At 67.0% G+C, this 14,100-nt stretch carries 8 protein-coding genes; 5 read left to right on the forward strand and 3 right to left on the reverse strand.

Translation table 11 applies throughout. From position 1 onward, the window contains the following. Positions 1 to 34 precede the first annotated feature (34 nt). Positions 35 to 1,249, forward strand: coding sequence for an amidohydrolase family protein (locus J7E25_RS02925; RefSeq protein WP_214867740.1), 1,215 nt, complete (start codon positions 35 to 37; stop codon positions 1,247 to 1,249). Positions 1,250 to 1,254: 5 nt separating this feature from the next. On the opposite strand, the gene J7E25_RS02930 is transcribed toward J7E25_RS02925, so the two are convergent. After that, entirely contained in the window at positions 1,255 to 1,833 is a 579-nt protein-coding gene (locus tag J7E25_RS02930; protein ID WP_214867742.1) for a TetR/AcrR family transcriptional regulator, read from the reverse strand. Between the two features lie 95 nt (positions 1,834 to 1,928). Between J7E25_RS02930 and J7E25_RS02935 the strand changes: the two genes are divergently transcribed. From J7E25_RS02935 to J7E25_RS02945, 3 genes are all read left to right on the forward strand, one after another. Next, positions 1,929 to 4,232, forward strand: a complete 2,304-nt coding sequence (locus J7E25_RS02935) for a glycoside hydrolase family 3 C-terminal domain-containing protein (protein WP_374196187.1) — start codon at positions 1,929 to 1,931, stop codon at positions 4,230 to 4,232. Between the two features lie 203 nt (positions 4,233 to 4,435). Then, positions 4,436 to 4,846 (forward strand): cupin domain-containing protein, encoded by a 411-nt coding sequence (locus J7E25_RS02940; protein WP_214867746.1) that lies wholly within the window; start codon positions 4,436 to 4,438, stop codon positions 4,844 to 4,846. A gap of 1 nt (position 4,847) precedes the next feature. Further along, on the forward strand, positions 4,848 to 5,834 hold the full coding sequence (locus tag J7E25_RS02945; protein ID WP_214867748.1) for an aldo/keto reductase: 987 nt from the start codon (positions 4,848 to 4,850) through the stop codon (positions 5,832 to 5,834). 121 nt (positions 5,835 to 5,955) lie between these two features. Here the strand turns inward: J7E25_RS02945 and J7E25_RS02950 are convergent, their stop codons facing one another. Both J7E25_RS02950 and J7E25_RS02955 read right to left on the reverse strand, forming a co-directional pair. Then, the gene (locus tag J7E25_RS02950) at positions 5,956 to 6,261 is read right to left on the reverse strand and encodes a hypothetical protein (RefSeq protein WP_214867750.1); all 306 of its coding nucleotides are present in this window, start codon (positions 6,259 to 6,261) and stop codon (positions 5,956 to 5,958) included. 1,187 nt (positions 6,262 to 7,448) lie between these two features. Beyond that, a complete protein-coding gene (locus J7E25_RS02955) occupies positions 7,449 to 8,321 on the reverse strand; it encodes a GNAT family N-acetyltransferase (RefSeq protein ID WP_214867751.1) in 873 nt (290 codons plus the stop codon). Between the two features lie 565 nt (positions 8,322 to 8,886). Here J7E25_RS02955 and J7E25_RS18255 point away from each other — a divergent pair. Next, positions 8,887 to 14,100, forward strand: a 5,214-nt coding sequence (locus J7E25_RS18255; protein ID WP_214867753.1) for a PA14 domain-containing protein, incomplete at its 3' end; no start/stop codon positions are given.

Raw genomic sequence — 14,100 nt, forward strand, 5'->3', positions numbered from 1 at the left:
GCGAATCCATCGACCCGATCCCCGAGGAGATCCCATGACCGAGCGCCTGACGGGTGTCGAGCTGTGGGACGGCGAACGTGCCGTCGGCCTGGTGGACCTGCGCTGGGAGCGTGACGGACGCGACGGTCGTATCGTAGCGATCGACCCGGCGGCAGCGGGTTCGGCGAGCGGGCTGAGCGTCATCCCGGGCCTGATCGACACCCACGTGCACCTGATCGGATACGCCGGCGACGGTCATGCTGATTTCCTCACCTGGCCACTCACGACACGGCCCGAGGAGCAGACGCTGCACGGGCTCGCGCACGCGCAGCGGGCGTTGCGCGCAGGGGTCACCACTGTGCGCGACCTCGCGGCCGACGACGTGCAGTTCTCGCTGCGACGGGCGCTCGACGCTGGACTCGTCGAGGGTCCGCGCGTGCTCGCGCACGGCATGGTGAGCATGACCGGCGGGCACGGCGACCTGTTCGTCCCCCCGGCCGTCGCCGAGCGCAAACCCGTCGCCGACGGGCCCGACGCCTGCCGCGCGCTCGTGCGTCGCCACGCGCGCGCCGGCGCCGACGGCATCAAGATCGCCACGAGCGGCGGCGTGCTCTCCGTGGGTGACCGGCCGAGCTGGCGCAACCACACCCGCGCCGAGATCGAGGCGATCGTCGACGAGGCGCATGCACTCGGAATGCCCGTCGCGGCGCATGCCCATACCGAGGAGGGCATCGAGATCGCGCTCGCAGCCGGCGTCGACTCGATCGAGCACGGCACGCTGCTCGGCGTCGAGCAGGCGCATCGTCTCGCGGCGGCCGGGGTCGCGGTCGCGCCGACACTGCTCATCAACGACCGGATCGCAGGCGGACGCGGCGCCGGGCCGGAGCAGCGGCAGAAGGCCGCAGAGCTCGTCGACCGCCGCGACGTGCTGTTGCGCGCTGCCGCGGACGCGGGAGTCGATTTCGTTCTCGGGACCGACGCCAATGGTGCACACGTGGCTTTCGGCGAGCAATACCTCGAAGTCGGGCGGATGGCCGCGGTGTTCGGCTGGAGCGCCGAGCGCGCGCTGCAGGCAGCGACGTCCCGCGCGGCGGCCTCGATCGGCCGGGCCGACTCGCTCGGTCGGCTTGCACCCGGGATGCGCGCCGACTTCGTCGTGCTGCGCGGGCGCCCCTGGGTCGACCTCGTGGAACTCGATCCGGATCGCATCGTCGCGGTGGTGGCACGCGGCCGGGTGGTCGCCGGAGGCGAGACCGCGGCGTTCGACTGAGGCGTTCAGGCCTTCCGGGCGACGAGTCGCCACAGCTGCATGATGTGTTCGGACATGTCGATCGACGGGTCGAGCATCCACTGGGTCTGGAGGCCGTCGGATGCCGCGACGAAGAGCGTCGCGGTGAGGTCGGGGTCGAGCTCGGGGTCGATCGCGCCGGCCCGCTGCTCCTCACGGATGAACTCGCCGAACTCGCGGCGCACCGACTCATACCGCTCGACGAAGAAGTCGTGCGACGGATGCTCGGGGTCGACCGCCTCGACGGAGAGCTGCGCGTAGAGCTGCACGAGGCCGGGCACGTCGGCGTTGTGACGGATCACGGCGATGAGGCCGTCGATCGGGCGCGCCATGTCGACGCCGTAGCTGTCGTGGTCGACCTCGTCGCGTTTTCGGAGCACCTCCTGGAAGAGCTCTTCCTTCGAGCTGAAGTAGTGCAGAAGGCCGGCCTGGCTGAGCCCGACGGCTTCGGCGAGCTCACGCACCGAAGTGCGGCGGTAGCCGTTGCGGGCGATGACCTCGAGCGCCGCCGTGAGGATCTCCTCGCGCTTCGCGATGCCTTTCGCGTATGAGCCTCTGCGCGCCATACCTGCATCGTACGGACTTGCCATTGCGAATGAAAACCGAACGGGATATGGTTTCCGACACTGCCTCACCGCTGCGGCGTCGAAAGGACCCACTCGTGACCGACCTCTTGAATCAGTCGACGGATGCCGCTGCGGCATCCGCCCTCGATCGCCCTGCAGCCGAGATCGTGGCCGACCTCACCCTCGAGGAGAAGGCCTCGCTCACGAGCGGCGCCGACTTCTGGACGACCAAGCCGATCGATCGCGTGGGCCTGCCGTCGATCATGCTCACCGATGGCCCGCACGGCGTGCGCAAGCAGCGCGCCGGAGCCGACCACCTCGGCATCGGCGACAGCGTGCCCGCCACGTGCTTCCCGCCAGCCGTCGCGCTCGGATCGACGTTCGACCCGGCGCTGCTCGAGCGGGTGGGCATCGCCCTGGGCGAGGAATCGCAAGCGGAGGGCGTGGGCGTGCTGCTCGGCCCGGGCATCAACATCAAGCGCTCGCTACTGTGCGGCCGCAACTTCGAGTACCTCTCGGAGGACCCGCTCGTCTCGGGCGTGCTCGGCTCGGCGCTCGTGCGCGGACTGCAGTCGCAGGGCGGCGGCGCTTCGCTCAAGCACTTCGCGGCGAACAACCAGGAGGCGGACCGCATGCGCGTGTCGGCCGACATCGACCCTCGGCCGCTGCGCGAGATCTACCTGCGCGGGTTCCAGCGCGTCGTCGAAGACGAGCAGCCGTGGACCGTCATGTGCTCGTACAACCGCCTGAACGGCGTCTACACCTCGGAAGACCCGTGGCTGCTGTCGCGAGTGCTGCGAGATGAGTGGGGCTTCGAGGGTCTCGTGGTCTCCGACTGGGGCGCCGTGAACGAGCGCGTCACCGGCGTCGCTGCGGGCCTCGACCTCGAGATGCCGGCGAGCGGCGGCCGCACCGACGCCGAGCTCGTCGCCGCGGTTCGCTCGGGGGTGCTCGACGAGCGGACGCTCGACACCGCGGCGACGCGCGCGGTCGAGCTCGTGCAGAAGGCAGTGAAGGGAGCCCGAGCGGATGCCGCGTACGACGCCGATGCCCACCACGCGCTCGCTCGCGAGGTCGCCGCTGCGTCGATCGTGCTGCTGAAGAACGACGACGCCGTGCTGCCGCTCGGCCGCGATGCGTCGGTCGCCGTCATCGGCGACCTTGCGCGCACACCGCGCTACCAGGGCGCCGGCTCGTCGCTCATCAACCCGACGCGACTCGACAACGCCCTCGACGAGATCCGCGCGCTCGCCGGGCCTGATGCCGACGTGGCGTTCGCCGCCGGGTATGGCGGCGACGGCGCGGCATCCGATGAGCTCACCGCCGAAGCCGTGGCTGCGGCATCCGCATCCGAAACCGTGCTGCTCTTCCTCGGCGTGCCCGCCGCCCTCGAATCGGAGGGCTTCGACCGCGACGACATCGAGCTGCCGGCCGCGCAGCTCGCGCTCGCCGATGCGGTCATCGCCGCGAACCCGCGCACCGTCGTGGTGCTCTCGAACGGCGGCGTCGTGCGTCTCTCGGGGCTCGCCGAGCGCGTGCCCGCGATCGTCGAGGGCTGGCTGCTCGGCCAGGCCGGCGGCGGCGCGATCGCCGACGTGCTCTACGGGGTCGTGAACCCGTCGGGCCGCCTCGCCGAGACGATCCCGCTGCGCCTTGCCGACAGCCCCGCGTACCTCGACTTCCCAGGCGAGCACGGCCACGTGCGCTACGGCGAGGGCCTCTTCGTGGGCTACCGCTGGTACGACGCGCGCGACCTCGAGGTGTCGTTCCCGTTCGGGCACGGCCTCTCGTACACGACTTTCGCGTACACGGATGTCGCGGTCACCACGGATGCCACCGGACTCGCTGTGCGGGTCACCGTGACCAACACGGGCGACCGTGCCGGCGCCGAGGTCGTGCAGGTCTACACGTCGCTGCCGGGCTCGGCGGTGGTTCGCGCGCCTCGTGAGCTCAAGGGGTTCGCGAAGGTCGCGCTCGCCGCTGGGGAGTCGCGCGAGGTCGTGGTGCAGGTGCGCCGTGAGGACCTCGCGTACTGGGACATCCGTGTCGACCGATGGTTGGTCGAGGGCGGCGAGTACACCGTGGCGGTCGGGGCATCGAGCCGCGACATCCGCTCGTCGGTGTCGGTCGCCGTGGAGGGAGACCGCCTTCCCGTGCCGCTCACGCTGAACTCGACGATCGGCGAGGTGCTCGAGCACCCGATCGCGGGGGGGTTCGCACGGCAGGCGCTCGCCGCAGGCGACAGCGTCGAGAGTGCGCTCATCGCCGACCCGAGCGTGTTCAAGATGATGGCATCGTTCCCGATCGGGCGCGTCGCGTCGTTCCCCGGATCGCCGTTCGGCCGCGAGCAGGTCGAGCAGCTCCTCGCCGCGGCGAACGCGCCGCAGGTGTCGCGGTAGCGCGGGCTCTGCCTTGATGGCGTGCCCCACTGATGAGGGTTGGTGGGGCGGTGCTGGCAGAGGAACGCGGCATCCGGTGTTCCAAAATCGAACGAGAGGTGTTCTGGCAGGGCATCCCTCGTGTGAATCCGCCGGCGTATCATCGGTCGCGATGGCAGCACGCGGCGGAACGCAACGTGCCGCCGCGAAGCAGAGGAGCACCGATGAACATCGAACCCAAACCGCCCACCACCAAGGGACCGCCGGAGCGGTTCACGGGCGACGTGTACGTGGACCCGCTCGCCGCACCGAAGCAGGGGGACCAGCGGATGCTCGTCAGCCGCGTCCGGTTCACCCCCGGCGCCCATACCGCCTGGCACGCACACGGACGCGGGCAGACCCTGCACATCACCCAGGGCGTAGCGCTCATCGGCACCCGCGACGGGAACGTCGTCCGCGCCACTCCCGGCCAGACGATCTACACCCCGCCTGGCGAAGAGCACTGGCACGGCGCCACGCCCGACGACTTCATGGAGCACCTCGCGATGCTCGAAACCGCCGAGGGGTCCGGTGCGAAGGACGGCTGGTTCGAGCACGTCTCCGACGACGACTACCGCAACGCAACGGAGGTGTGACATGCATCGACGCACTCTTGGCCAGGGGTTCGAGGTGTCCGCGGTCGGGTTGGGCTGCATGGGGATGTCGCAGAGCTACGGCCCCAACCCCGGCAGCCGCGACGACATGATCGCCGTGCTTCGGTCGGCCCTCGATCTGGGCGTGACCTTCTTCGATACCGCGGAAGTGTACGGCCCGTTCGTCAACGAGGAACTCGTCGGTGAGGCTCTCGAGCCGATCCGCGACGAGGTGCAGATCGCCACCAAGTTCGGGTGGCGCATCGAGGACGGCAAGAGCGTCGGGGTCGACAGCCGCCCCGAGCAGATCCGTCGCGTCGCCGACGCATCCCTCAAGCGTCTCCGCACCGACGTGATCGACCTGTTCTACCAGCACCGCGTCGATCCCGACGTGCCGATCGAGGATGTCGCCGGCACGGTCGGTGAGCTCGTCAAGGACGGCAAGGTCCGCCATTTCGGGTTGTCCGAGGCAGCCGCCCCGACCATTCGCCGCGCGCATACGGTGCACCCGGTGACCGCGCTGCAGAGCGAGTACTCGTTGTGGACCCGCGACCCCGAGGCTGAAGTGCTGCCCACGCTCGCGGAGCTCGGCATCGGGTTCGTGCCGTTCAGCCCGCTCGGCAAGGGCTTCCTCACCGGCACGGTCGCGCCGACCACGAACTTCGCCGACGGCGACATCCGTGCCACTATCCCCAGGTTCACCGAGGAGAACCGGACCGCGAACGCCGAGCTCGTCGACCACGTCGCCGAGCTCGCCCGGCGGAAGGGCGCCTCACCGGGTCAGATCGCGCTGGCGTGGCTGCTCGCGCAGCAGCCCTGGATCGTCCCGATACCCGGTACGCGGCGCACCTCACGGATCGAGGAGAACGCCGGCGCCACCCAGGTGCCGCTGTCGGCCGACGAGCTCTCAGACCTCGACACCCTCGCGCAGCGCATCGGCGTGCACGGCGCCCGGTACAACGAGTCGCAGATGCAGTACGTCAACCACTGACGCAGGCGATCGTTTCTGGGCCGATGATGCGGGCCGTCAACGCAGACGCAACTCGTCCGAGACCGGAAAGGCCACCCGGTACCGGTCGAGCACGGCGCCCACCGCCGAGGCGGCCCCGAACTCATCCGACACGACCACCACGCCGTTCGGACTCGCCTCCGATATGCGCACCGGGCGCTCCGGGCCGTCGGGGAGACGACGGCGTGCCTGCACCTGGTGCACGGCTGGCCGAGTTGGCGGCGAGACGCGCCGCTGCGATCGCCTGCTGACGTGCCGCCCACTGCTGCGTCGATACGACGCACTCGCGCATCATCGATCGCAGCGGCTCGATGTTGTCGTTCTTGCGCGCCTCGAGCGAGGCGTCGTCGTTGCGCTCCTGGAATGCGGCCGAGCGCCAGTCGATCCGGTGGCCGGCGTTGCGGGCCACCTCGCCCAAGAACGTGCCGGATCGCGCTCATCAGGTTCGGGTGCTCCGGACGCGCCTCGGCCAGCATTCGCAGCGCCCGCTCACGCAACTCGGGTGTGTATCTGGCCATCGGTTCCATCCTTGATCAAAAGACGGATCTAAACCCAGGCCGAATCACCTAACCATTCCTCGAAGGAACACTTACCGGCATACCACCACTCGAGACTTGATTAGCACGCGCGGTCACGATGTCCGCAAGATACATCGGGTGCGCGACACGGGATTGCCGCAACGCCCTATCCTGTTCGTACTCCTCTCCGTCGAGCCCATCGAATAATGGCCACAATGACGCTGACTTGCAAATACGCGCATGCACCAATGACGAGCCCGTAGACGCTCGACGTGACCAGAAGGTCAGTTGGCTGCTCGAACCATGACCCGGCTGATACGGCGATGATCGCACCAACAAAGTATGCGACAGGCGTCAGCGGGAACACGAGCCAGGTCATCATCGCGAGCGGCTGTCCATCAAGGTTCAACGAACAGACGAATGCAGCGGCGACCCCCATCCCGATTGCGTAGATCAAACGCAGTCCACGCAGGAAGGGCTCATAGGTCTGGCCGTCAGGGCGAAACCAACGCCGCTGTGGAACTCTGAGGGTGGAGCAGCGATAGCGGCGGCGATGTTCCCGTTTCGACTGTCTCCGCTGACGACGACTGAGAGCCGAACCTCCCGAGGTGGGACTCACCTCCAACCCGCCCACTCGTGATGAGGAAGCCGCAGGCGCCGCTCGACGTCGAATCCACGCGCCCAAGGCGCAAGCCCCACTCAGCGCTACGAGCACCACAATCACCCACCCACCTGAGAAGACAGGAATGACCCCAATGGTCGCCAATAGCGTCGCCACACCAATACCACTCACAACAACGCCAGCAGCTGCCGCGGCCGTATCCCGCCACCCGGACTGAGCGGGCAGAAACTGGGCAACTGCTGCAAGGGCTATGCCAGCAGTCGCGCAAACCATCCCAATCACCGCACCGAGCGGCATTGCCATGAATACGGCGACGAGAATCCACACGATGAAAGAACCGAGCGGGTCCGTCGAGAGATATCCCACAAGGGCGACGGATAGCGCAGTCACGCCACCCACGCCAGCAGCGATTAGGAGAACGGAAAGAAGGGACAAAGGTCTTCGCATGGATAGGCCTTACTGGAGGAGGTTGTACAGGTTTTGAGCTTGAGCGGTCAACACAAATTCAGATCCGACATCTATTCCCATCGCGACAAACATGTTCGCTTGATTGGCACTGGCCTGCTGCTGGAGATATACGAACCCGTCCCGTTCGAAAGTGCTGAACGTGATTTTCGAGCCAGGCTCATCGAAGTAGCCATTCGAAAGAACCGTGAATGTGACGCTTGTGGGCGTCGTTGAGACACTCACCTTTGCGGTTTCCTCAGCGGGTATGGAGCCCTTTAACTGACACACACCGCCGCTGGCAAACCCTGAGCACCCAGAAACGCCAAATGGGAAGATCTGCCGCGGCTTGGACTTGAACACGTCCATCACCGACTTCGCGTTCCATCTCTTGCTGACACTCGCTACCGTGAATTCGTGTCGATACGAATATGAAGCGAATTGCCACCACCCACGCTTCGCACCGACTTTTCCATGGTTACAGGCACCGCAGTCTTGGCGCTGGCCGCTGAAGTCGAACCCGTTGATGGGAACAGCATCGAGGAGGGCGGATCCGAACCCGCGCCCACGCGCACCTGGGTCAGCCCAGAGACGCTTGATCTCCGTCGCACCATCGGCTTTCTTGAGCACTGCGACGCCGACAACGGCAGAGCCCAGCTCCGCCAGGTATACCGACGAGCCCGCGTAGGCCGCATCCGGATTCTCGGCCTCGGACCGATAGCCCGCGGGGAGCTCGTCGTTGTCGCTCAACGCGCCGGGCAAGTGCGCGGCCTTCTCGTGCTCCGTCTGGCGTAAATAGGCCCTGACGAGTCGCCCCACCGCCGCTGAGTCTTCGCCGCCGAGGATGGCCCGGCGAACGAGCGGGCGAGTCGAGATCGGGAGCACCCCTCATTTTCGCACTGCACCTGCATGGAGGTGCGAGTGTGCGCGAGGGCACGCGCACGGTGACGAATTCGACGTGCGTGTGTGACGGATGATTCGCGACATCGATGGGAGAGATCGCGGGGTCGGCCGACGAGCTCTCAGACCTCGACACCCTCGCCCAGAGGATCGGCGTGCACGGAACCGCTGACGCCGTGGCGCGTGCGCCGCGCGGGCCCTGTAGATAGATCACCAATGAGGGGTTCCCGAACGGGCACGACGAACGAGCCCGTTCCGGCTGGTGGACGGGGGCCGAACCGGGCTTGATCCGGCGTACATTTGAGGTCCGATCGCCGGGCATTCGACCACGGCATATCCGCAGGGGCTGTCGCGGAGGGCACCCAAATCCGCTCCATATGCGCGAACCCGCGAGGTTTCATCCATGGACCATCCCTCCGATCGGGCCGACAACGGTATTGGCTGGACGGACCGCGTAGCAAGGCCCCCCAACTGGGGGCGGTTGTGGATTTTGACCGGGGTTGCATTCGGCTGAGACTCCTCGTGGGGTTTCATGTGATTCGGAGTGCAAGTGGTTCGATCTGGCGCAGGCGTCATTGGTGTTGTTGCTTCGATCGCATTGTTGGGTGGGTTGCTCCTCGACCCCGGGTTCCCTGCTGTCGCCGACGAGGCGGAGGTCGGCTCGCCGAGCGATGCGCAGATCTTGGATCTCCCGTTGGAGGGTGGTGACGCGCCTGGTGAGGTGCTCCCGGAAGCGTCGACGCCGGATTCGGTTGAGCCGGGCCTCCCCATTGAGCCCGTCGCAACTGACGGGCCGTCGTCCTCCGAACCGGAGGATGCCGGGGATGCGGTGGCCGAGGTTCAGGCTCCGGTCGCGGAGTCGGAGTTGCCGGATGATTCGAAGATCATCAAGCAGGACATGTTCTCCGACACGTACGACGTTGGAGACGGGGTTCGGATCACGCGGTCGAGTTTGGAGCCGATCAACGTCAAGCGTGACGGGGAGTGGCGTGAGATTTCCACGGATGTGCAGGGGGTGGGGTTCTGGTCGTTCCTCGGGTTCGGTGAGGGTGAGGTTATCGATCATCCGTTGTCGCCCCGGTTCGCGGAGAACGCCACGTCGGATGAGCTGCTGCGGGTGTCGTCGCAGGGTTACGACCTGACGTATGCGTTAGAGGGCGCTGCGGATTCGGGGATGCAGCGCAATCTCGGGTTCGGGGACAAGAACCGGGTCGAGTACCCGAATGTGTTTCCGGCGACGACGTTGGTGTACGACGTCGAGAACAGCGGCGTGAAGCAGTTCTTCCGTCTGGCGGATGCTCCGGGGCAGGACGGGCGGGCGTCATGGACGTGGCGGGTCGACTCGGGCGGGCTCGAGCTGGTGAAGACCGAGGACAACGTCGTCGAGTTCCGCGACGAGCACGACCAGGTCGTGCTGGCCCTGCCGCCATTGCAGGCGTGGGACTCGGCGGGCGAGTCGGGTGCGAACGTGGGCACCCAGGCGAACGTGTCCGTGGGCTTGGAGACGCTCGTTTCGGGCAGCGGATCCGACTGGGAGGTCACGGTCCGCGCGGACCGGGACTGGTTGAACGACAAGGACCGGGTATATCCGGTGTGGATTGACCCGCTGTGGCAGTACTCGAATGGTGTCGACAAGGTCCACGCGTACAAGTCGAACGGGCAGTACACGTACAACTACGGGCTGAAGATCGGCGACACGAACACGAACGGCATCTGGCGCACGGTCGCGCACTATCCCTACGAGCAGTTCTTCGGCAAGCAGGTCCTGGACGTGAACCTCGCGTTCTGGAACATCACCAACGATTCGACGGTCACCGACCGGACGGGGTCCCTGAACTGGGCCAACGCGTTCTCCTACAACGGGGTCGGGCATAGCCTCGGCGGACTGTACACGGACAGCGACGAAGGTTGGGTCGATGATGACCGGCTGACGCAGCAGATGGTGGACTGGGTCAACACGCGCGGGCCCGACGGGTATCTCATGCACCGCGGCGACGAGTCGAACACGTACACATACAAGATGTTCAACACCGCCCAGATGATCACGGTGTGGAAGGACTTCCCGACCCCTGGCGCCTTGGTGTCACCGTCACCATCGAATGGCGGGTGGGGCGGTGAAACGCCAACGTTGAAGGTCGGGGGGTACACCGACCCCGCCGGTGGCGGGCTGGCGCATCTGTTCCGGATCGGCACGTCCGCGGCGACGATTGACACCGCCACGGTGTGGGAGTCCGGCTGGATCGGCCCGGACGAGGCGAAGGTGCCTGCGACGGTGCTGAAGCCGGGGACCACGTATTACTGGAAGGCGTTTGTCGCCGACGCGTACAGTGGCAACCACGGCACATCCACGGAACGCGTGACCCCGGTGTACTCGTTCACCGTGCGCCAACCGGCGGACCCGGCGCAGGGGCCGAGCTTACCCGCCGACGGGGTGGTGCTCGCGGAACTGCAGCCGACCCTGTCGGCGCCGCCGGCGACGAACCAGTTCGGCGCGGCGCCGGACTCGTACCGTTTCACCGTCGCCACCGGGCCGGATGGGAAGTCGGGTGCGGTCGCGATGTCCGGGTGGCAGACCGGGACGACCTGGCAGGTTCCGGAGGGCGTGCTCCAGGACGGCGGCGCGTACACGTGGCGGGTACAGACCAAGGACCAGTACGGCGAGTCCGTGAACACCTGGGTGAACCGGTTCACGGTCAACCTCCGCCTCGGCGCGTCCGGGCCGTCACCGATGGATGCTGCCGGGCCGGTGACGGTGAACCTCGCGAATGGGAACGCGGCATTGTCGTTCTCGTCACCGACGGTGAACACGGTGGGCGGGCCGATGGGGCTTACCTTCCGGTACAACTCGCAACAACCCAACAACCTCGGCCTGACGGGCACCTACTACGACGCGACGGACACCGCTGGAATCAACTACCACATCGAGTACGGGTCGCGCACGCCGGTGCTGATCCGGACCGATCCTGGGGTCAACTTCGACTGGGGCGCTGGCTCGCCGTCACCGTCGATACCGTCGGATCATTTCATTGTGCGGTGGGACGGGTACATCCGGGTTCCCGATGCCGGGTCGTACGAGTTCGGGATGTCCCGCGACGACGGCGCGAAGCTGCTCATCGACGGCCAGCAGATATTCGACCGGTACACGGTCAGCCAGACCAGCGGGAACGTGGAGTGGGCCGGCACGAAACTGTTCGGCGACACCAAGGCACACAAGTTCAGCCTCGACTACTTCGAGATGTCTGGGTGGGCGTACGCGCAATTGTGGGTCAGGTACACCAAGGCCGGGGTCCAGTACCAACATGCCGTGCCCGCGGACTGGTTCAGCCGGTCTCTGCCGCTGCTGCCGCAGGGGTGGACCTCGTCCTCCGCGATCGCAGGCGCGAACGCGTACCAGTCGGTCCGGGTTACCGAGACGGCTTTGGCGTTCACCGATTCGTCTGGGACCCCGCACACCTACACGAAGACCTCCGCGGGCGGGTACGCATCCCCGCCGGGAGAGGTCGGCACCGCGAGCTTGGACGCGAACGGCCAGCCAGTCCTGGTCGATGGGGGCGGAACGGTGTACACGTTCCGAACGGACGGGAAGCTCGCGTCGGTCACGACCGCCGGAGATGTGCGAAAGCCCGCGAATCCGGTCCTGAAGTACCGGCCGGACGGGCGCCTGTCTCGAATCAGTGACCCCACCTCGAAAGACACCACCGCACCGACGAACTACGCCACGTACACGAGCCCGGGTTACACGCGCGAGGTGATCCTCGCGTACGGCGATGACACGCTCGAAGGCCTCGGCCTGCCCGGCACCGGGACGGCGTGTCCCACCCTGACCAGCGAGTACGCCAAGGCACCCGATCAGAATCTCTGCCGGATCTTCTATCCCGGGCATGACCCGGGCGCGGGAGTGGACGACACGACCCGGATCTTGTACTACGAGGGCGGGCAGATCGCCCGGATCATCGACCCTGGCGGCGCCTCCGCATCGTTCGGCTACGACAGCACCACCGGCAAGCTCACCGCGATCCGGGACAGCCTGCAGAACGACTGGTACGCGAAGAACCCGACCACCCCAGACCCGACGCTGTCCCGCACCGAGATCAGCTACGACAACAAGGGCAGGGTCGCGACGGTGACGCTCGCCGCCCCGGACGGGACCACACCGGCGAAACGACCGAAGAAGACGTACACGTACGACACCGCCACTCGCACGAGCTATGTGGACGTGGCCGGCCTGACCGTCCCGAACACCGCCCCATCCAACGGGCACGCCCGCACCGTCACATACGACACCGCTCTCCGCCAGGTGACCGACCAGGGCGCGGCCGGGCTGACCGCGTCCACTGAATGGGATCCCACCGGGAGGGACCTGATCCTGTCCCAGACCGACCCGTGGAACGTGAAGTCCACCACCCTGTACGACTCGCAGAACCGGGTCACGCACACCTACGGTCCGGCGCCGGCGTCCTGCTTCAACCCGACCACGAGAGTCCCACAGACCCCGTGTGAGGTGACCCCGGCGCATACCGTCCCGATGTATGACGGGCAACTGCCGGGGCTCGCGGCAGCGTACTACGACAACAAGAGCCTGAGCGGCGCCCCCAAGGTGTACCAGCTCGGGGTCGGCCCGGCCACTGGGGAAGTGAACAAGCAGTGGGGCACTGCCGCTCCCCTCACCGGCATCCCAGCGGACAACTGGTCACTCCGGCTGACCGGGCTGATCACGTTCCCCGTCGCAGGCACCTACAAGCTCCGCACCTACTCCAATGACGGCACCCAACTCTGGTTGGACGACGTGATCAAGATCGACAACTGGAAACCCCAAACCGCGGCCTGGTCAAACGAAGTCACCTTCAACGCAACCGCCGGGCAGACCGCCCGGATCCGGCTGCAGTACCTCGAGCTCACCGGGGACGCACAACTGCGCCTGACCTGGACCAAACCCGGCGGCACCGAGGAAACCATCCCCGGCACCGCCTTGTCACCTGGGTACAATCTCGTCACCTCGTCCCTGACCGAGGACAGCGTCCCGACCAACACGTACGGGCTCACCGACGCCGCCGCACCCGATATCACCACCGCCACCGGGTACGGGTCGACCCCATGGTTGGGGTTGGTACGGGAGTCGATCCTGGACCCGGGCGGGCTGGCGTTGACCACCCGCACCGGCTACGAACCAGAAGGCACCGGGTACCTGCGCCGCACCACCCGGCACCTGCCCGCCGCGAACCCCTCCTCAACCGACGCCGGCACGATCTCGACGTACTACGGCGACAAGGAAGGCCTCGGCACCGCGACCTGCGGGATCCCGGCGGGGACGAACCAGGCCGGGCTCCTCAAGTCCGTCCGCCAGCCGGTCGCCGCGAACGGCCAAGCCGTCGAGACCTCGTTCGTGTACGACCAGCTCGGCCGCACTCTGGGCAGCAAACGCACCGGTGACAACGACTGGACCTGCACCACTCTCGACGCGCGGGGACGCGCGACGAGTGTCGCCTACCCCGCGTATGGAGACACCTCGGCGCGCACTGCGACGTTCACGTTCGCGGCGGGCGGGGACCCGCTTACGGGCTGGGCGGAGGACGCGGCTGGTCGAGTGACCACGGTGGTGGATCTGCTCGGCCGGGTCGTGAGCTACACGGATGTGTGGGGCACGACGTCAACGGCGGAGTACAACCTCATCGGGCAGGCCACGAAGGGGATGGTGGTGCCTCCTGGGGGCACCGCTGCTACCACCGAGTTGTCGTACAACGTGGACGGGCAGGTCGAGACGGTG

Source organism: Agromyces sp. ISL-38 (genome assembly GCF_018613935.1).
In the GTDB taxonomy this organism is placed as follows: Bacteria; Actinomycetota; Actinomycetes; order Actinomycetales; family Microbacteriaceae; genus Agromyces.